15 protein-coding genes are annotated in these 19,196 nt (G+C 66.7%); 12 read left to right on the forward strand and 3 right to left on the reverse strand.

The window, feature by feature from the left end; all coding sequences use genetic code 11:
- Positions 1–20 precede the first annotated feature (20 nt).
- A complete protein-coding gene (locus P3L18_RS14535) occupies positions 21–509 on the forward strand; it encodes a DUF3054 domain-containing protein (protein WP_051110367.1) in 489 nt (162 codons plus the stop codon).
- A 46-nt stretch (positions 510–555) separates the two neighbouring features.
- Here P3L18_RS14535 and P3L18_RS14540 read toward each other — a convergent pair whose 3' ends face one another.
- On the reverse strand, positions 556–2,193 hold the full coding sequence (locus tag P3L18_RS14540; protein WP_276114449.1) for an NTF2-like N-terminal transpeptidase domain-containing protein: 1,638 nt from the start codon (positions 2,191–2,193) through the stop codon (positions 556–558).
- A 633-nt stretch (positions 2,194–2,826) separates the two neighbouring features.
- On the opposite strand from P3L18_RS14540, the gene P3L18_RS14545 reads away from it, so the two are divergent.
- The 3 genes from P3L18_RS14545 to P3L18_RS14555 all read left to right on the forward strand — a co-directional run bounded on the left by P3L18_RS14545 (position 2,827) and on the right by P3L18_RS14555 (position 6,361).
- Positions 2,827–3,591 (forward strand): pirin family protein, encoded by a 765-nt coding sequence (locus P3L18_RS14545; protein WP_276114450.1) that lies wholly within the window; start codon positions 2,827–2,829, stop codon positions 3,589–3,591.
- A 228-nt stretch (positions 3,592–3,819) separates the two neighbouring features.
- Positions 3,820–5,814 carry a M13 family metallopeptidase gene (locus P3L18_RS14550; protein WP_276114451.1) on the forward strand — a complete coding sequence of 665 codons (1,995 nt, stop codon included), beginning with the start codon at positions 3,820–3,822 and terminating at the stop codon, positions 5,812–5,814.
- Positions 5,798–6,361, forward strand: coding sequence for a potassium channel family protein (locus tag P3L18_RS14555; protein WP_240524086.1), 564 nt, complete (start codon positions 5,798–5,800; stop codon positions 6,359–6,361). The genes P3L18_RS14550 and P3L18_RS14555 overlap by 17 nt, the downstream gene beginning before the upstream one ends.
- A 24-nt stretch (positions 6,362–6,385) precedes the next feature.
- Here P3L18_RS14555 and P3L18_RS14560 read toward each other — a convergent pair whose 3' ends face one another.
- Complete coding sequence (locus tag P3L18_RS14560; protein WP_006369386.1) at positions 6,386–7,513, reverse strand: NDMA-dependent alcohol dehydrogenase; 1,128 nt, start codon at positions 7,511–7,513, stop codon at positions 6,386–6,388.
- A 238-nt stretch (positions 7,514–7,751) separates the two neighbouring features.
- On the opposite strand from P3L18_RS14560, the gene P3L18_RS14565 reads away from it, so the two are divergent.
- The 8 genes from P3L18_RS14565 (at position 7,752) to P3L18_RS14600 (ending at position 16,862) form a co-directional block, all read left to right on the forward strand.
- On the forward strand, positions 7,752–9,971 hold the full coding sequence (locus tag P3L18_RS14565) for an MMPL family transporter (RefSeq protein WP_276114452.1): 2,220 nt from the start codon (positions 7,752–7,754) through the stop codon (positions 9,969–9,971).
- 81 nt (positions 9,972–10,052) lie between these two features.
- Complete coding sequence (locus P3L18_RS14570) at positions 10,053–11,024, forward strand: R2-like ligand-binding oxidase (protein ID WP_079931395.1); 972 nt, start codon at positions 10,053–10,055, stop codon at positions 11,022–11,024.
- A 48-nt stretch (positions 11,025–11,072) separates the two neighbouring features.
- On the forward strand, positions 11,073–11,930 hold the full coding sequence (locus P3L18_RS14575) for an alpha/beta fold hydrolase (protein WP_276114453.1): 858 nt from the start codon (positions 11,073–11,075) through the stop codon (positions 11,928–11,930).
- A 194-nt stretch (positions 11,931–12,124) separates the two neighbouring features.
- Complete coding sequence (locus tag P3L18_RS14580) at positions 12,125–13,078, forward strand: ABC transporter ATP-binding protein (protein ID WP_211542798.1); 954 nt, start codon at positions 12,125–12,127, stop codon at positions 13,076–13,078.
- Positions 13,075–13,812, forward strand: a complete 738-nt coding sequence (locus P3L18_RS14585) for an ABC transporter permease (RefSeq protein WP_020172596.1) — start codon at positions 13,075–13,077, stop codon at positions 13,810–13,812. Before P3L18_RS14580 ends, P3L18_RS14585 begins: the two co-directional genes overlap by 4 nt.
- Complete coding sequence (locus P3L18_RS14590; protein WP_276114454.1) at positions 13,803–15,206, forward strand: sensor histidine kinase; 1,404 nt, start codon at positions 13,803–13,805, stop codon at positions 15,204–15,206. The genes P3L18_RS14585 and P3L18_RS14590 overlap by 10 nt, the downstream gene beginning before the upstream one ends.
- On the forward strand, positions 15,206–15,841 hold the full coding sequence (locus tag P3L18_RS14595) for a response regulator transcription factor (RefSeq protein ID WP_276114455.1): 636 nt from the start codon (positions 15,206–15,208) through the stop codon (positions 15,839–15,841). Before P3L18_RS14590 ends, P3L18_RS14595 begins: the two co-directional genes overlap by 1 nt.
- A gap of 304 nt (positions 15,842–16,145) precedes the next feature.
- Entirely contained in the window at positions 16,146–16,862 is a 717-nt protein-coding gene (locus tag P3L18_RS14600; RefSeq protein WP_276114456.1) for a slipin family protein, read from the forward strand.
- A gap of 153 nt (positions 16,863–17,015) precedes the next feature.
- Here P3L18_RS14600 and P3L18_RS14605 read toward each other — a convergent pair whose 3' ends face one another.
- On the reverse strand, positions 17,016–19,187 hold the full coding sequence (locus P3L18_RS14605) for a 3-hydroxyacyl-CoA dehydrogenase NAD-binding domain-containing protein (RefSeq protein WP_020172599.1): 2,172 nt from the start codon (positions 19,185–19,187) through the stop codon (positions 17,016–17,018).
- Positions 19,188–19,196 lie beyond the last annotated feature (9 nt).

The following is a 19,196-nucleotide window of genomic DNA, read 5'->3' on the forward strand; positions in this document are numbered from 1 at the left end:
TCGGGCTACCGTGGATGACCATGTCGAGTCCTGACATGGCCACCAGGGGGGCCAGGTCCCAGTCACAGGCGTCTGCACACGTGCAGTTGCCGGTCACCGCACTCGTCGACATCGTCGCCGTATCCGTGTTCGTGCTGATCGGACGGGCCTCACACCACAACGGTTTCAACCCGCTCGGTGTGGCTCAGACGCTGTGGCCGTTCCTCGCCGGGACAGCGGTCGGCTGGTCGATCGTCTACGTCTACTCCCACGTCCGTTCCAGCGATTGGTTCGGTCGCGACTTCCGCCCGGAGCGCCTGGCACCGGCCGGGTTGGCCATCTGGTTCTGCACCGTCACCGTCGGCATGATCCTGCGGTATCTGCTCCACGAGGGCACCGAGGTGAGCTTCATCATCGTCGCGACACTGTTCCTCGGCCTGGTGCTCCTGGGCTGGCGGGCGCTGGCAGCTCTCATCCTGCGGCGCACGGCGACTGCCGAACCACCCCGACCGGCCGACGCCGCGCAGTAGCCGGCCACGATCGGGCCTCGGTCCACACCGGGTCGCGGTTGATGACTCAGTTGATCCGGAAGTACTTCTGCGCCACCTGCAGTGCTGCGGTCCCGGACTTCGGTCCCTCGGTGTAGATGACGATGACCTTGCCGCCCTGGACGCCGACGAACCATCCGGGGCCCTCGGGTCCGTTGGTGCCGACCAGCGCACGCAACCCGGGAGCGCCGGTGAGGTCACTGGCGTCGCCGGTCTTGGCGGTGCTCGTCATCGCGGCCCAGATCGGAGTGGTCAGTCCGGCATCGAGATTCCCCAGCGATCCGCCCGCAACCTTGGTCGGTACACCGTTGATGACGTAGGGCGCCACCGAGCTCATCGTGCCCGACGCACTGCGCGCCATCGCCACCCCGAGCGCGGCCATGTTGGTCATCGACATCCGCGACGCCGCCGACTGCAGGTCGATCGTCGCGACGCCCGACCCCTGGGCCGGCGCGCTGGCGCCGGGGATCGTGAACTGCACGCCCAGGCCGAGCCGATCGAGCACCTGATCGGTGGTCTCCTGGTTGGCGCGGGCAGCCTTGTCGACGGCGGCGAGCACCGGGTCGAGGGTGGTGCCGACGGGGTAGGCGGCGTCGAGGTTGTTGCCCCGGCCGGCCGCGTAATCATTCTGTGCCACACCGAGAATCGCCCCGGTCTTGGCGTCGAGCGCCATGATCGTCGCCGGCTGGCCGACCTCGACGGCGGCGTCACCGAGACTGAGCTGGACGCCCTGATCGACCGAGGTGGACACGGCAGGCCCGGGCGGGCCCTGCTCGCCGTCGAGCCGCTGCGGGGCCAATCCCGGCCCGACCATCTGCACCTGCCAGCCGGCGGTGGCGTCGCGGATGGCCTGCCAGTAATTGGTCAGACCCGCCTCCAACGGTGAGGACAGGCGCCGATCGGCCATGACGAGCATGCCGGCCTTGCGCACCGTGACCCCGGGCACCGACGCCGGGTCACGACTGAGAACAGCCATGTCGGAGTTGCGCAGGGTGACCGCGGTGATGGCCTGACCCGGCGTCTGGGCCAGCTTCTGATTGATCACCGAGGTGGTGATCAGGGGGGCGATCGGGGCGAGCGCGTTGGCCAGGGCCGCCGCAGAGGCGTTGACGTTGCGGGTCTGGGTGGGGTCGAGGACGATCTCGTTGACCGGCTGCAGATACATGAAAGTCTTGCCGGAGCGGCTGGTGACCGTCGGCGCCGGTGTGGCATCGGTGCGGATCTCCCGCAGGTTGCCGCCCGCGGGCAGTCCCGGATAGATCACGCCCGGGTCCCAGGTGACCTTCCACCCGGTCGACAGGTGCCGCGCACCGCCGGAGGTGGTCGAGGTGAAGCTGTGGTCGGCGTCGAACTTCCACGTCGTCTGCAGCGAGAACGACGCCGTGCCGTCGCTGTATTCGACCGGCTTGCGGACCTCGACGTCGACCTCACGGGCGTTCATCGCCTGGAAGGTCTGGGTGAAGGACTCACCGGCCTGGCCGGGTGCGGTGGTCAGCGACGCCGTCGCCGCCGCGTCCTGGCGTCCCCATGCCGCGGCGAAGGCATTGATCGCTGCCTTGGCACCGGTGTCGGGGGTCGGTGCGACCAACTCCTTGATGCCGAATGCGGCCGCACAGATCAGCACGACGCACGCGGCCAACACCGCCCACTTCACACGAGTACCCATAGTCACAATTTTCACTCTAGTCACACGCGATTTCGATCCCGTGGGCTTGCAGTCGGGATTCGGACCGGTCACGATCGTGTCTCGTGCCGCGGTTTTGTCGCGAGTGGCCGTCTTCGTCAGTGACACGACGCCCTCATCGGACGTGCCGCCCGTCCCGCTGTCGCGTGCCGTGGGTGCCGCGATTGTCGACGTGGACGACCTGGGCGGGGCGTCGGCGCGCGAGTGCTTGGCAGTACGCACGGGGTCTGGGCGCACGGCGTCGGGGTGCGACGCCGCAGCGGACCGAGTACCGGATCGCGGGGGCATGTCACCCGCGCGGGGGCGCGGGGTCGGCGGCGGCGCTTGCCGCGGGGTCGGTGGCGGCGCTTGCCGCCGGGATGGCCCGACCGCCCGCTGCGCGGACGGAGCTCCGGGTACCGCACGCCTGTTGACAGCGGGTGAGCGGCCGGGGGCGCGGACCGGCGTTCTGTCGTCGAAGCGGCGATCGCGGGGCCCGCGAGGTACGGGCCACGCCTCGGCTTCGTCGTCCGCGGCGCGATGACGACCCGACGGCGACCGTGGCGAGGGCTGCGGAGTGCGGGCAGCGCGCGACGGGCCCGAATCCGTGCTGCTCTCGGATGCCCATAATGGGGTATGGGCTACACGGTCATTCGGGCCGGAGACAGGAGCCTGACGGCGACCGCCTGGCTCACCTCCTACCATTGCTTCTCCTTCGGGGATCACTATGATCCAGCCAACACCCATCATGGTGCCTTAATTGCATCTAATGAAGAATTTTTACCGCCCGATTGTGGTTTCGGATCACATCATCATCAAGAATCCGAGATCGTCACATGGGTGAGCTCGGGCTCGCTGGTTCACCGTGACTCCGAGGGCCATGCGGGCGTGGTGGTCCCCGGCCTGGCCCAACGCATGAGCGCCGGACGCGGTATCGACCACTCCGAGCGCAACGACCCTTGGCCCGACCTGCCGGGGTCGGGTACCTCGACCACGCACTACGTGCAGATGTGGGTCATGCCCGACAGTCACGGTCTGTCCCCCTCCTACGCCCAGCGCGACATCTCCGCGGAGCTGTCCACCGGCGCCCTGGTGACGGTGGCCTCCGGCGATCCCGCCCACGAGGCGGCCATTTCGATCGCGAACGCCGGCGCGACACTGTATGCCGCCCGACCCGCGGCGGGCTCGACGATCCAGCTCCCCGGGGCACGGTTCACCCATCTGTTCGTCGTCACCGGGTCGGCGGATGTCTCGGTGGACGCCGACGACCCGCAGGCACCCATCGAGCTCGGCGCCGGGGACGCCGCACGCGGAACCGACGTCGACGACGCGGAGCTGACGGCCGGCGAGAACGCCGAGATCCTGTACTGGGCGATGAACTCGGCACTCGGGGAGTTCTGAACTCAGCTTTCGAAGAGTTCTGAGCCGATCGCCTGTTTTCAGTCATTTCTCCAGTAGCCGCGCTCGCTGACCTGGGCTTTTGCGGTCGAGCTACTCGCCGGATGACTGAAAACAGGCGAGAGGCAGGGCGGCCACGTCGGACTGACCGCACTCATCCGATGTTTCTCGCGAACACCCGTGATCCCTACCCGACCATGCCGGCTGACGGATCGCGACGGCGGTGACAGGATGGAACGCGTGACTGTGTCGAATACTTCTCTCCCCGCTTCCGGACTGGACCTCGACTGGGTCGACGACGCCGTGCGCGTCCAGGACGACCTGTTCACCCACGTCAACGGCAAGTGGCTGGAGTCCCACACCATCCCCGAGGACCGATCGGTCGACGGTGCCTTCCACGTGCTGCGCGATCGCGCCGAGGAGAACGTCCGCGACATCATCGTCGAAGCCGCCGACTCGAATCCCGAGAGCGGCACCGACGCCGCCAAGATCGGCGATCTCTACGGCTCCTTCATGGACACCGAGCACATCGAAGCGCTCGGCATCGGCCCGATCTCCGGCGAGCTCGAGGCCATCGCCTCGATCTCCGACGTCAGTGAGCTCTCCGCACGCATGGGTCGGCTGCAGCGGCACGGCGTCGGCGGGCTCTTCGGGTTCTACGTCGACACCGACGCCCGCCAGTCCGACCGCTACCTCGTGCACGTCGTGCAGTCGGGACTCGGCCTGCCCGACGAGTCCTACTACCGCGAGGACAAGCACGCCGCGACGCTGGACGCCTACCGGGCGCATGTGGCGCAGATGTTCACCCTCGCCGGCTTCGACGACGCCGACGACCGGGCGGCCACGGTACTGCGTCTGGAGACCGCGATCGCCGGCCACCATTGGGACGTGGTCCGCCGTCGCGACGCGGAGCTCACATACAACCTGATGAGTCTCGACGAGTTCGGTTCCGCGGCATCGGGTTTCGATCTTCACTCGTGGTTCGGCGGTCTGGGCACGGTCGGCGACACCACGTTCGCCGAGGTGGTCGTGGGGCAGCCGTCCTTCGTCACCGACGTCTCGGCGCTCGTCGCCCAGGCCCCCTTGTCGGACTGGACGACCTGGTTGTCGTGGCGGTTGCTGCGCACAGCGGCGCCGTATCTGTCCTCGGCATTCGTCGACGAGAACTTCGATTTCTACGGTCGCACCCTGACCGGCGCGGAGACCAATCGGGACCGCTGGAAGCGGGGCGTGGGCTTCGTCGAGAACGCGATGGGCTTCGCCGTCGGACGACTGTATGTGGCCAAGCATTTCCCGCCCGAGGCCAAGGCGCGAATGGACGAACTGATCGGCAATCTCGTTGAGGCCTACCGTCGCAACATCTCCGAACTGGAGTGGATGACCCCGGCCACCCGGGAGAAGGCGCTGACCAAACTCGGCAAGTTCACCCCGAAGATCGGCTACCCGGCGCATTGGCGGGATTACAGTGCGCTGACCGTCGATCGTGGCGATCTCATCGGAAACGTCGCGCGCGCCGCGTCTTTCGAGCAGGATCGGGAGTTCGCGAAGATCGGCGCACCGGTCGACCGCGACGAGTGGTTCATGACGCCGCAGACGGTCAACGCCTACTACAACCCGGGGATGAACGAGATCGTCTTCCCCGCGGCCATCTTGCAGCCACCGTTCTTCGATCCCGATGCCGACGACGCCGCCAACTACGGCGGCATCGGCGCGGTGATCGGCCACGAGATCGGCCACGGGTTCGACGATCAGGGCGCCAAGTACGACGGTGACGGCAACCTCGTGAACTGGTGGAGCGACGCCGACCGCGCCGAATTCTCCACTCGCACCCGCACACTCATCGATCAGTACAACGAGTTCACACCCGAGGGTCTCGACGAGAAGTACAAGGTGAACGGCGAGTTCACCATCGGCGAGAACATCGGCGACCTCGGCGGGTTGTCGATCGCGCTCGTCGCCTACGATCTCGCAACCTCGGGGACCGACGTGCCGGAGATCGACGGCCTCACCGGAACCCAGCGGGTGTTCTACAGCTGGGCGCAGATCTGGCGCACCAAAACCCGTGAGGCCGAGGCCATCCGCCGACTGTCGATCGATCCGCACTCGCCGCCGGAGTTCCGCTGCAACGGGGTCGTCCGGAATATCGACGCGTTCTACGAGGCGTTCGGCGTCACCGAGGGCGATGCTCTGTTCCTCCCGGACGCCGATCGTGTCCGGATCTGGTGAACCGCATCGCCGTCGGCTGATCGGCGGCCACGAGGTCACCCGCCTCGAGATGGCCGCCGGCGTGGTACGGCCGATCGCGGCGGGTGTGATCTTGCTGTTCGGTTATTTCCTGTTGCCGATCAACGCCGCGAGCAACTCCAAGGCCCTGGGGTTCCTGGTTGGTGTTGCATTGCTGATTGCGTTCTGCGGCTACGAGATCCACCACTTCCTGCGGTCACCGTACCCGGTGGTCACCGCCCTCGAGATGTTGGTGGCGCTGGCCACGTTCTACGTGATCGCCTTCGCGACAATGTATTTCATCTTCTCCGACTATGATCACGGTAGTTTCACCGAGAAACTCACCCGGATCGACGCGCTGTACTTCAGTCTGACGGTGTTCACGACCACCGGATTCGGCGACATCGCTGCCGTCGCTCAGGAAACCCGTGTCGCGGTGTCGATCCAGATGGTCAGCACCTTTGCCCTACTCGGCCTCGGAATCCGGTTCCTGAGCCTGCTGGTCAGTGCACGACGCAAACCGACCGGCCACGACGGGCCGGTCGGTTAGCGCGGTGTCGAACTTCGGTGCAGGTCAGTAGTCGTCGTCGCCGTAGACGATCATGCCGCGAATGTTCTTGCCCGACAGCATGTCGTCGTAGGCCTCGTTGATCTGATCCTGTCGGTAGGTTGTGGTGATCAGATCCGAGAGGTTCAGCCGCCCGGCCCGGTACTCGCGCAACAGGTTCGGGATCTGGGTACGCGGTCCGGTCCCGCCGAAGATCGCACCCTGGACCCGCTTCTGCAGCAGGGTCAGCTCGAAGAGGTTGAGCTTGACGTCCATCGAGGCGAAGTTGCCCATGCCGGTGACGACCACCTGGCCGCCCTTGCCGGTCAGGCTCAACGCCGGCGCGATGATGTCACCGAAGATCTCGCCGACCGTGATCACCGTGGTGTTGGCCATCTTGCCCCAGGTGATCTCGCCCAGAACCGGAGCGGCCTCCTCGATCGAGGCGAAGGTGTGTGTCGCTCCGAGCTTCTCGGCCATCTGCAGTTTGAACGGCACCGGGTCGATGGCGACCACGTAGCGCGCGCCGGCCGCGGCCGCACCCTGGATCGAGTTGATCCCGACGCCGCCGATGCCGATGACGACCACCGTGTCGCCGGTGTGGGTGTCGCCGATCTCGACGGCCGATCCCCATCCGGTGGCCACACCGCAGCCGAGCAGCGCCGCCTCGCGCAGCGGGATGTCGTCCTCGATCTTGACCAACGAGGCCTCGTTGACGGTGATGTAGGGCGCGAAGGTGCCCAGCAGACACATCGGCGTCAGTGGCGTGCCGTCGGCGGTGTGCAGGCGGTGGGTGTCATCGGAGATCGACAGTCCCGTCAGCAGCCGTGCGCCCTCGTCGCAGATGTTCTGCAATCCCCGCGAACACGGTTCGCAGGTGCCGCAGGCCGGAATGAATGCGGTGACGACGTGATCACCTTCGGCCAGCCGCGTCACACCCGGACCGACCTTGGTGACCACCCCGGCGCCCTCGTGTCCGCCGAGCACCGGCATCGGTGCCGGGCTGTCGCCGGTGCGCAGGTGGTGGTCGGAATGGCACAGCCCGGACGCGGCCAAGCGCACCTGGACCTCGCCGGCGACCGGGTCGCCGACCTCGATCTCCTCGATCTGCCACGGTTGTCCGGGTTCGCGCAGGATCGCGCCCTTGGTCTTCATGGTTCTGCCCCTTTCTCGGCACAGTCGAATGCCCCGGTCGCCATCGTCGTCCATCCATGCACGCCTCGGCATGGATTTCGTGAGATAGGTTCCGCCGCAAAACATCTACACAGCAACCGGCGTCGTCGTCACCGCGATCGGTACGCAAGTACCGACGCGGACGGTTCGCCGGGCACCAGGACCCCTCCGATCCCGCCGCGGCACCGAATGGCTTCCGGACTCGTGAAAGGATGACCGCATGGCCAGTTCGGAAATGCCCGACTCTCGACCTTCCCGGCGCTCGTTTCTGCGCTGGCTGATCCCGGCCCTGCTGATCCTGGTGTGGCTGATCATCGGCGGGGGGCTCGGGCCGTTCGCCGGGAAGCTCGCCTCGGTCTCGACCAACGACAACACCGCGTTCCTGCCGGCCTCGGCCGAGTCGACCCAGGTCAACGATCAACTGTCCCGGTTCCAGGACACCACCGAGATCCCGGCCATCGTGATCGCGGTCCGCGACTCGGGGATCACGGCCGCCGACCGCGCCTACCTCACCGAGCAGACCCAGCGACTGCAGGGCAAAGAGGGCTTCGCATCGGCGTTCTCGCCGGTCATCGGCTCCAAGGACGGCAAGGCCGCCGAGGTCTTCATCCCGATCTCCACCAAGGGCGAGCCCGCCGACACCGTCAAGACGTTGCGGGACTCGCTGGCCAATCCACCCAACGGCCTCGAGGTCAAGGTCACCGGCCCGGCCGGGCAGGTCGCCGACCTCGGCGAGGCGTTCGCCGGCATCGACGGTCTGTTGCTGCTGGTGGCCGGTGCCGTCGTCGTGCTCATCCTCGTCGTCGTCTACCGCAGCCCGATCCTGCCTTTCGTCGTACTCATCTCAGCGGTCTTCGCGCTCGGTCTGGCCTCCGGGGCGGTGTACTTCGCCGCCGATCAGGGCTGGCTCGAACTCAACGGACAGAGCCAGGGCATCCTGTTCATCCTGGTCTTCGGCGCCGCCACCGACTACGCGCTGCTGCTGGTGTCGCGGTTCCGGGAGGAACTGATGCACACCGCCGACAAGTACACGGCGCTGCGCCGGGCGTGGCGGGCCACCATCGAGCCGGTGTCGGCGTCGGCGGGCACGGTCATCCTCGGCGTGCTGTGTCTGCTGTTCTCCGACCTCAACTCCAACCGCAGCCTCGGACCGGTCGCCGCGCTCGGGATCGTCGCCTCGTTCCTGGCGTCGATGACCTTCTTGCCGGCCGCACTGGCCCTGCTCGGCCGAGCCGCGTTCTGGCCGTTGCGCCCGCACCTGGTCGAGACGCCCGACCCCGACACGAAGACCGACGCCAAGAGCAACAGCGCCACCAGCGCCGACTTCGACGACGCCACCTCGAACACCCATCGCTTCTGGTACGCGATCGCCCAGTGGGTCGCGGCGCGGCCCCGCACCGTGTGGATCGCAACGTTGATCCTGCTGGTCATCGGCGCGTCGTTCGCCCCGATGTTCAAGGCCGACGGCATCGCCCAGACCGACTTCTTCCTCGGGGACGTCGACTCGGTCGCCGGCGCGCAACTGCAGGCACAGCATTTCGACGCCGGTGCCGGCACCCCGACGTGGATTCTCACCCGTGCCGATCGCGCCGACGAGGTCGTCGCCGCGACCCGCGGTGTCGACGGCGTCGCGCAGGTCAGTGTGCTCAGCAGCAACGGCGCGCCCGTAGTCCGCGACGGCGAGGTCGCGGTGCAGGCCACCCTGTCGGACAACGCCGAGTCCCTCGCCGCGCAGGACACCGTCGAACGCATCCGCACCAAGGTGCATGCGATCTCCGGGGCCGACGCGAAGGTCGGTGGTACGACGGCGGTCGACCTCGATACGCGCACCACCGCGATCCACGATCGCAATCTGATCATCCCGATCGTGCTCATCGTGGTCCTCGCGGTGCTGATCCTGTTGCTGCGCAGCATCCTCGCGCCGGTCTTGTTGCTGGCGACCACGGTGTTGTCGTTCGCGACCACGCTCGGTGTCTCGGCCCTGCTCTTCAACGGCCCCTTCGGTTTCCCCGGCGCCGACCCGGTGGTCCCGTTGTTCGCGTTCGTGTTCCTCGTCGCCCTGGGCATCGACTACAACATCTTCCTGATGACCCGGGTGCGTGAGGAATCGATCCGGCACGGCACCCGCGCGGGCATCATCCGTGGGTTGACCTCGACCGGTGGCGTCATCACTTCTGCCGGTGTGGTTCTCGCCGCCACCTTCGCGGCCCTGGCGGTGATCCCGCTGCTATTCCTCGTGCAGGTCGCGTTCCTCGTGGCCTTCGGCGTCCTCGTCGACACACTGATCGTGCGGACCCTGCTCGTACCCGCCCTGTCACTGGACATCGGGAGCCGTATCTGGTGGCCAAGCAGCCTGTCCCACAAGAGATCCGAGCCCGACGAGGACTCCGGCGATCCGGTCACCACAGGTACTCGGGCGTCGGAGGGCAATGTTTCCTGAGGGTTGAGCGATTCCGAACCCCAACCGGCGGGTAACCCGATAGCGTCGGACTCACCGCACAGGGAAAGCAGGTGACCCCCGATGACCATCGCCCAGAAGCCTCTCGCCGAACACTCCAGCCCGACGCGATCGGACTTCGCCTCGCTGCGTCGCGGTGGACTGAACTGGGACTCGTTTCCCTTGCGGCTGTTCGTGAAAGGCAATGGGCGGTTCTGGGATCCGGCCGCGATCGACTTCAGCCGTGATTCCGAGGATTGGCACGAGATCACCGACGAGCAACGACGCAGCACGACGTTTCTGGTCAGTCAGTTCATCGCGGGTGAAGAAGCCGTCACCCAGGACATCCAGCCGTTCATGAAGGCGATGGCCGCCGAGGGGCGCTTCGGCGACGAGATGTATCTGTCGCAGTTCTGCTTCGAGGAGGCCAAGCACACGCAGGTGTTCCGGCGGTGGATGGATGCGGTGGGGCTCGACGACGATCTGCAGTCCTTCGTCGCCGACAACCCCTACTACCGTCAGCTGTTCTACGAGGAGTTGCCGCAGAGCCTGCACGTCCTCGACCACGACCCGTCCCCGCTCCATCAGATCCGCGCCAGCGTCACCTACAACCACGTCATCGAGGGGTCACTGGCGTTGACGGGCTATCACGCGTGGCAGACCGTGTGCACCCGGCACGGCATCTTCCCCGGCATGCAGCGGTTGATCCGGTTCATCGGCGACGACGAGCGGCGCCACATGGCCTGGGGGACGTTCACCTGCCGTCGTCACGTGGCCGCCGACGACTCGCTGTGGGAGGCGATCAACACCCGGATGGGCGAGCTGATGCCGTTGGCGCTGGGCATGATCACGTGGGTCAACGAGCAGTTCGACGAGCAACCGTTCGGCCTGGACAACAACGAGTTCCTCGCCTACGCCGCCGATCGCGCGCAGCGACGGCTGCATGCGATCGAGTCGGCCCGCGGTCGCGACGTCGCCGAGATCGACCTCGACTACTCCCCTGCCGAACTCGAGGAGCGGTTCGGCGAGGAGGAAGCCGAAGCGCTCGGCACCTGACCGCCGACCCCGATGACAAACAACTAGAACACGTTCTAGTCTGTGGGGGTGGATGTCTCCTTTGACGCGACCCGACGCGAGCTGACCACCGACAAGGGCGTGCTGCGCTACCACGAGGCCGGCGCTGCCGATGCACCGCCGCTGATCCTGCTCCACGGCTCCGGCCCGGGCGTGACCGGATGGCGCAATTACCGCGGTAACCTCGGCTTTTTCGCCCAGACCCATCACTGCTACGTCATCGAGTTCCCCGGCTTCGGGGTCAGCGATGCGTGGGAGGGCATGCCGGTACTGACCGCAGGTAAATCGGTGATCACCTTCATGGACGCACTCGGGATCGCCTCGGCGCCGATGATCGGCAACTCGATGGGCGGCGTCGTCGGGGTGAACCTGGCCATCCGCAAACCCGATCGCGTCGAGAAGCTGGTGACCATCGGCGGCGTCGGCCCCAACCTGTTCAGCCCCAGCCCGAGCGAAGGCCTCCGTCTCCTGCAGGAGTTCGCGGACGACCCCGATCGCGACAAACTCGTCCGTTGGCTGACCGCGATGGTCTACGACCGCACCCTGGTCACCGAGGAACTCATCAGTGAGCGCTGGGAGGTGGCGATGAATCCCGACGCCTTGGCCACGGCCAGAACAATGTACGGCTCAGCATCTTTCGCGATGCAACAGCGGTTCATGGCGACCGCCGACATCCCGCCGTACTGGGCGATGATGCACAAGATCTCCTGCCCGACGCTGCTCACCTGGGGCCGCGACGACCGCGTCAGTCCCCCCGACATGGCGCTGGCGCCGATGCGGCTGATCCCCGACGCACAACTGCACATCTTTCCGCGGTGTGGCCACTGGGTGATGATCGAGGCCAAGGAGGACTTCGAGGCGACGGTGGCGGCGTTCCTGGCGAGCTGACCGGCCCCTTTCCCGATTCTTCCCCAAGACTCTCGTTCTTCCCTCAGAAATTGCCAGGGGAAGAACGAGAACCTTGGGGAGGAACGTCCGAACCACCTCAGGCCGCGAGCCCACCCCGCGTCCACCGATCGGTTGACCGAGGTGTGGTCATCCGGTGGATCCGCTGTCCGCTCGATCCGGCCATGCTGGATGTCATGGCAATGATCGAGGTCGCAGGACTGACGAAACGCTACGGCGACAAGCAGGTCGTTCGTGGTGTCGATTTCGAGGTGGCGCAGGGCGAGATCTTCGGCATCCTCGGCCCCAACGGCGCGGGCAAGACCACGACCGTCGAGTGCATCGGCGGTCTTCGCAAACGCGACGGCGGGCACGTCCGCGTCGCCGGATTCGACCCGGCCGACGAGGACCGCGGCCTGCGGGAGGCACTCGGAATCCAGTTGCAGGAGAGCCGACTTCCCGACAAGCAGACCGTCGGTGAGGTGATGCGCCTGTATTCGAGTTTCTACGAAGCGCCGCGCGACTGGCGGGAACTGCTCGAGCGGCTCGACATGCGCGCACACGAGCGCACCTATTTCGCCAAGCTCTCGGGCGGGCAGAAACAGCGGCTGTCGGTGGCACTGGCGCTCATCGGCAATCCGAAGGTCGCGATCCTCGACGAGCTCACCACCGGCCTCGACCCCAGCGCCCGCCGCGAGGTATGGGGCCTGCTCGAGGACCTCAAGGACACCGGCGTCACGCTGCTGCTCGTCAGCCACTTCATGGAGGAGGCCGAGCGTCTGTGCGACCGCGTCGCGGTGATCGACGACGGACGGGTCGTCGCGCTCGACACCCCGGCGGAGTTGGCGGCGTCGGTGCACGCCGACCAGCGAATGTCGTTCGTACCCAACGCCATTGTCGACGTCGACGCACTGAGCGCGTTACCCGACGTCCACCGCATCGACCACAGCGGCGAGAGGGTGATCGTCACCGGAACCGACAACGTGGCGTCGGCGGTCATCATCGCGCTGCACGAGCGCGGGATCGCCTGCCGCAAGCTGCGCGTCGACCAGCCGAGCCTCGACGACGCCTTCCTGGCGCTCACCACCGCAACCGAGCCCGACCCCCCAACCGACGCCGATACCGACACGACGCAAGGAGCCCGACGATGAGCGCCGCCACTGCCATGATCGCCTCGGAAGCCCGGCTTCTCGTACGCAACCCGGGTGTCGTCCTCTGGACGGTGATCCTGCCGGTCGCCGCGGCGATCGTGATCGCCGCCATCCCGGCCGCCCGCAAGCCCGTCGGCTCCTTCGGAGGCCTGAGCACCTTTCAGGTGTACCAGCCCATCCTGGTGTTGTTCGTGCTGTCGATGCTCGCCGTCCAGGCGCTGCCCGACGTCCTCACCCGGTACCGGGAAATGGGTGTGCTCAAGCGATTACGCACCACCCCGGTCTCCCCTTTCCTGCTGTTGACCGCCCAGTTCGTGCTCATCATGGGAGTGTCGCTGGTGTGCCTCGCGCTGATCGTGGTGATCCCCGGCATCATCTCCGGCCAGTGGCCGCACCATCTGTTCGGCTTCGTCGTCAGCTATCTGCTGTCGTGCTGGGCATTTCTCGGCCTGGGCATGGTGATCGCGTCGTTGTTCCGTAATGCCAAGGTGGCAGCGGGATTTGGTACCCTCGCGTTCTTCGTGTTGCAGTTCTTCGCGGGCCTGTGGATACCGCGGTCGACGATGCCCGGATGGATGCACACGATCTCGAATCTGACGCCGTCGGGCGCGGGCACCCAGGCATTGGTGGACACGGCGACCACGGGCTGGCCCCCGATCGGCTTCTTCGGCACACTGGTCGTGTGGGGAGCACTCGCCACGATCATCGCGATGCGGACCTTCCAGTGGGAATAGCCGCGTCGGAGAACCGCGCGGCGCTGCACCCTCGCCCGCGTGGCATCACCCGACGCCGCAACCCACGGCCACCGAGCACCCGGCCTCGCAGCATCCTCCTGCATCGCATTCGAGAACGCGAGCCCCACGGCCGGTGGATCGACTGCCGGACGACGCTGACCTGGCCGGATACGTTGCTGCCGCCGCAATCGGAGGTGTGGGGGCTGCGCGTGCTCACTCTCGCGGGCCTGGTGGTCGCCCAGCTCGTGCCGGCCACCCATCTGCACCATGTGATCGGCGCCGTCCTGATGCTGACGTTGATGGCGTTCACCGAATTCTGGATCCGGATCGACATCACGCCGATGTGGCGGCGGTTCACGGTGTTCGGGATCACCACCGCACTGCTGGCCGCCGCGATCGCCGTGACACCGATGGCCGGGATCGCGTCGTGGGCCGGCTACATGCTTTACGCGTCCCTGTTCACCGGGCCGCCCATGCTGCTGTGCGTCGCCGGCTCGTGTGTGCTGATGACCGCCACCCAGCGCAACGGCTGGCACAATCTCCTCGACCCGTGGTGGGCCTCGATCCTGTGCTGGGCGCTCAACGTGGTGATCGGTCTGGCGGTGGTGGCCGTCATCGATGCCCGTGAGTCCACCCTGCTGCGGCGCCGCGAACTCACCGACGAGCTGATCGCCGAACGCTCTCGCAACGCCGAACTCCAGCAGGAGCTCCTCGAGCAGGCCCGCCGCAGTGGTGTCCACGACGAGCGGGCCCGGTTGGCGCGCGAGCTGCACGACACCGTCGCCCAGGGCTTCGTCGCCGTCGTCACCCAGCTCCAATCGATCGATGAGGACGATCTCGCCTCCTCGGTGCGCGATCGCGTCGAGAACGCGAAAGCCCTTGCGCGCGAAGGGCTCGGCGAGGCACGTCGAGCGGTCAACGCCCTGCAGCCGCTACCGCTGGCCGCCCGGTCCCTGGCCACCGCCCTGCAGGAGCAACTCGCACTGTTCTCCCGACGTCACGACATCGCGGCGACGCTACGGGTCGACGGCTCCCCACGCCCGCTGGTGGGTGACGATGCGCTGCTGCGGATCACCCAGGAATCACTGGCCAACGTGGCCCGTCATTCCGGAGCCACCCAGGTGGTGACGACCCTGACCTACCTCGACGACACCCTGCTGCTCGACATCCGGGACAACGGGCGCGGTTTCACCCCCGACGAGACGCGGCGTTGTCCGGACGGCGGTTTCGGGTTGACCGCCATGGCCGAACGCGCCGCGCTGATCAACGGGACACTCGAGATCGAAGCCGAACCGGGAGCCGGCTGTGTCATCTCGGTGGCGCTACCGTTCCCGGCGTCGACCGATTGCGTGGGCACGCCGCACTCGGCGGATCGAGCGGAGACGAGGCGATGATGCGCGACGCCACGGATACGACGATCAGCATCGTCGTGGTCGACGACCACCCGGTGGTACGCGACGGTATTCGCGGCATGCTCGAGCGGGAGCCCGGGATGTCGGTGATCGGCGAGGCCGCCGATGGAGCCGAGGCACTCACCACGATCGCCCGACTGCACCCCGACGTCGTGCTGATGGATCTACGGATGCCCGAACTCGACGGGGTGGGCGCGATCCGAGTGCTGCGAGCCGAGAACCCGGACGCGCCACGGATACTCGTGCTCACCACCTACGACACCGACACCGACATCCGGGCCGCGGTCGACGCAGGCGCCGACGGATACCTTCTCAAGGCGACGCCGCGTGCCGATCTCATCGCCGCGGTACGCCGCGCCGCAGCCGGTCAGAGCGCCCTCGACCCGAGTGCTGCGGCAAGTCTGATGAGCCGCAACCGGTTCGAGGCGCTGACCGAACGCGAATGCGAGGTGCTGCGGGCGGTGGCCGGTGGCGGCACCAATCGTCAGGTGGCCGCCGAGCTGATGATCAGTGAGGCCACGGTGAAGACGCACCTGCTGCGGCTCTACCCCAAGCTCGGCGTGAAGGACCGCGCCGCAGCGGTGCGGGTGGCCTTCGAGCGCGGCTTGATCCGCTGAGCGTTTATTCGCTTGCGCCCTCGCCACCCGCCCTGGCAGAGTTCACTCCCGCACGAGAGAGCAGCCGATCGCGGGGTACCGTCGATCATGTTCTGCGCGTTGTACTCTCGTGCATCCATTTAAGGTATGGCTACGGTCCGTGCTACGGCACCCGGGTTCGACTCCCCACTCGGCACCGCCCCCGGGAACCCCGGTGGGCCTCGGTCCTGCGGCCACGCGTGGAGGTCTCGCGCGTGTCCCCACCGACGCACCCGCCCGCGGGCGGTGTCCGCCGCCATACACCGCCGCCGAAGGGAGGTTCGCCTTGTCCATCATCACATCCGCATTCGCCACGGTCTCCGTCCCGGCCGGCCATTGCGTTCTCGAATACCGCCGTGGACGACTGTCCCGGACGCTGACACCCGGCCAGTACCGTCGGCGTCGGACGGCAACCCACACCTGGCTCGACATGCGTGCGCGCGTCATCTCGGTTGCACCGCAGGAGATCCTCACGGCCGAGGGAGTGTCGGTTCGCGTGACGGTGGCCCTGCGCGCGACGATCACCGACCCCGTCGCCTTCGTCGAACAGTCCAACGACCCCTGGTCGGCCATCTATCTCTCGGCTCAGGTTGCGCTGCGCGACTCCTGTGCGTCGGTGTCGCTCGAGGATCTGATGGCACGTGGTGATGCAGTCGACATGGGCGTCGTGCTCGCCGCTGCGCGAACGGTCGGTGCGACCGTGGGTGTGACCGTCGCCGAGGCGCTCCTCAAGGACGTCATCGTGCCGAGTGAGATCCGTTCGGCGGCAACCGAGCTGATCTCCGCCAAGGCACGCGGCCTGGCCAAGCTGGAGACCGCACGCGCGGAGACGGCTGCATTGCGCTCACTCGCCAACGCCGGCCGCGTGCTCGACGCACACCCGGCACTGGCACAGTTGCGCCTGGTCCAGGAAGCGCCGCATGGCACCAGGCTGGTGTTGTCGGTGGGTGATGCTGCGCGAGTGGGCGATTCGGCTGCCGCGCAGGTGGCCGACGACGACTGACGCAACCGTCGCCACCGACGACGACACCCGGGGAGGAAAGTTTCTTCCCCGGGTGTCCCACTCGTCCCCCAGAGATTTCCTGCGGACGAAAGCGAAAGTGGGGGAAGAAGATTCTTCCCCCACTTTCGCGTATCGCTCAGCTCATCAAGCGGCTCAGTACTTCTCGCCCTTGTTCGCCTTCTCCACCAGCGAGGCCGGCGGCTCGAACTGCGCGCCGTACTTCTTGGCCAGTTCGCGCGAGCGTTCGACGAAGCCGGCCAGGCCGCCTTCGTACTGGTTCATGTACTGCACCACACCGCCGGTCCAGGCCGGGAAGCCGATGCCGAAGATCGAGCCGATGTTGGCGTCGGGCACCGAGGTGATGACACCTTCCTCGATGCAGCGCGCGGTCTCGACGGCCTCGGCGAAGAGCATGCGCTCCTTGAGGTCCTCGAGCGACTGCTGGCTGCTTCCGGAGTTGAACTTCTCCCGCAGACCCGGCCACAGCCGCACGCGCTTGCCGTTCTCGTCGTACTCGTAGAAGCCGGCGCCTTCCTTCTTGCCGGGACGGCCCTGCTCGACGAGGTAATCGATGACGGCGAACGATCCGTGCTGCGGGAATTCCTTGCCCTCCGCCTCGGCGGCAGCCTGGGATTCCTTACGGATCTTCTGCATCAGGATGAGATTCAGCTCATCGGACAGCTGCAGCGGTGCGGCCGGGTATCCGGCCTGGGTGCCGGCGTGCTCGACCAGTGCCGGTTCCACACCTTCGCCGACGGCCGCGATGGCCTCGTTGATGAAGGTGCCGATGACCCGGCTGGTGAAGAACCCGCGGCTGTCGTTGACCACGATCGGGGTCTTGCGGATCTGCAGGGTGTAGTCGATCACCTTGGCCAGCACCGCATCCGAGGTCTTCTCACCACGGATGATCTCCACCAGCGGCATCTTGTCGACCGGCGAGAAGAAGTGGATGCCGATGAAGTCCTCCTGGCGCTTGACGCCCTGGGCGAGGATCGTGATCGGCAGCGTCGAGGTGTTCGAGCCGAGCACCGCGTCGGGTTCGACGATGTCCTCGATCTCCTGGAACACCTTGTTCTTCACCTCGACCGACTCGAAGGCGGCCTCGATGACGAGGTCGACACCCTTGAAATCGGCGGCGTCGACGGTCGGCGTGATCCGCGCGAGCAGCGCGTCACTCTTCTCCTTGGTGGTCTTGCCCCGCGAGAGCGCCTTCTCCTCGAGCTTCTCCGAGTAGCCCTTGCCCCGCTTGGCAGCCTCGATGTCGATGTCCTTGAGGACCACCTCGATGCCGGCCTTGGCCGAGACGTAGGCGATCGCCGCACCCATCATGCCCGCGCCGATGACGCCGACCTTCTTGGCGGTGTACTTGTCGTAGCCTTCCGGCCGCGAGCCACCGTTGTTGATGTGCTGCAGGTCGAAGAAGAACGCCTTGATCATGTTCTGCGCGACCTGACCGGTCACCAGCGACACGAAGTAGCGGGTCTCGATGATGTCGGCGGTGTCGACGTCGACGTAGGCGCCCTCGATGGCCGCGGCCAGGATGGCGCGCGGAGCCGGCATGTTGGCGCCCTTGATCTGCTTGCGCAGGATCGCCGGGAAGGCGGGCAGGTTGGCCGCGACCGACGGATTGGTGACCGCACCACCGGGCATCTTGTAGCCCTTGACATCCCACGGCTGGACCGCTTCGGGGTTCGCCTTGATCCATTCCTTGGCGGCCGGCACGAGTTCTTCGACCGAGCCGACGAGCTCATCGACGAGACCGGTCTCCTTGGCCTTGGCGGCGTTGAACCGCGGGCCCTGCAGGAGCACGTTCATCAGCGCGGCCTGGAAGCCGAGCAGACGCACGGTACGCACGACGCCACCGCCACCGGGCAGCAGGCCGAGGGTGACCTCGGGCAGACCGATCTGGACACCCTTGATGTCCGCGGCAATGCGGTGGTGGGTGTGCAGCGCGAGCTCGAGGCCGCCACCGAGTGCGGCACCGTTGATGGCGGCGACGACCGGCTTGCCGAGGGTCTCGAGCCGACGCAGCACCTTCTTCATGCCGTTGGTGCGCTCGGTGATCGCGGTGGCGATCTCCTCTTTGGTCTGGGTCTGCTCGGCGGTCATGTCCTTGAGGTCGCCGCCGGCGAAGAAGGTCTTCTTCGCCGAGGTGATGACGACACCGGTGATGTCGTCCTTCTCCGCCTCGAGACGATCCACCGTGGCGGCAATCGAGTCCATGAACGTCTGGTTCATGGTGTTGGCGCCCTGGCTCTTGTCGTCCATGGTCAGGATGACGACGCCGTCGGCATCCTTCTCCCAATTGATCATGTTGTCACTCATGGTTTTTCG

The organism is Gordonia sp. N1V, from assembly GCF_029269935.1.
In the GTDB taxonomy this organism is placed as follows: Bacteria; Actinomycetota; Actinomycetes; order Mycobacteriales; family Mycobacteriaceae; genus Gordonia; species Gordonia polyisoprenivorans.

Coding starts and splice junctions, on each gene's coding strand:
- P3L18_RS14605 (WP_020172599.1), bottom strand. CDS start 19,187: ATGAGTGACAACATGATCAATTGGGAGAAGGATGCCGACGGCGTCGTC.
- P3L18_RS14550 (WP_276114451.1), top strand. CDS start 3,820: ATGGAACGCGTGACTGTGTCGAATACTTCTCTCCCCGCTTCCGGACTG.
- P3L18_RS14540 (WP_276114449.1), bottom strand. CDS start 2,193: ATGGGTACTCGTGTGAAGTGGGCGGTGTTGGCCGCGTGCGTCGTGCTG.
- P3L18_RS14580 (WP_211542798.1), top strand. CDS start 12,125: ATGGCAATGATCGAGGTCGCAGGACTGACGAAACGCTACGGCGACAAG.
- P3L18_RS14565 (WP_276114452.1), top strand. CDS start 7,752: ATGGCCAGTTCGGAAATGCCCGACTCTCGACCTTCCCGGCGCTCGTTT.
- P3L18_RS14535 (WP_051110367.1), top strand. CDS start 21: ATGTCGAGTCCTGACATGGCCACCAGGGGGGCCAGGTCCCAGTCACAG.
- P3L18_RS14545 (WP_276114450.1), top strand. CDS start 2,827: ATGGGCTACACGGTCATTCGGGCCGGAGACAGGAGCCTGACGGCGACC.
- P3L18_RS14560 (WP_006369386.1), bottom strand. CDS start 7,513: ATGAAGACCAAGGGCGCGATCCTGCGCGAACCCGGACAACCGTGGCAG.
- P3L18_RS14570 (WP_079931395.1), top strand. CDS start 10,053: ATGACCATCGCCCAGAAGCCTCTCGCCGAACACTCCAGCCCGACGCGA.
- P3L18_RS14585 (WP_020172596.1), top strand. CDS start 13,075: ATGAGCGCCGCCACTGCCATGATCGCCTCGGAAGCCCGGCTTCTCGTA.
- P3L18_RS14595 (WP_276114455.1), top strand. CDS start 15,206: ATGCGCGACGCCACGGATACGACGATCAGCATCGTCGTGGTCGACGAC.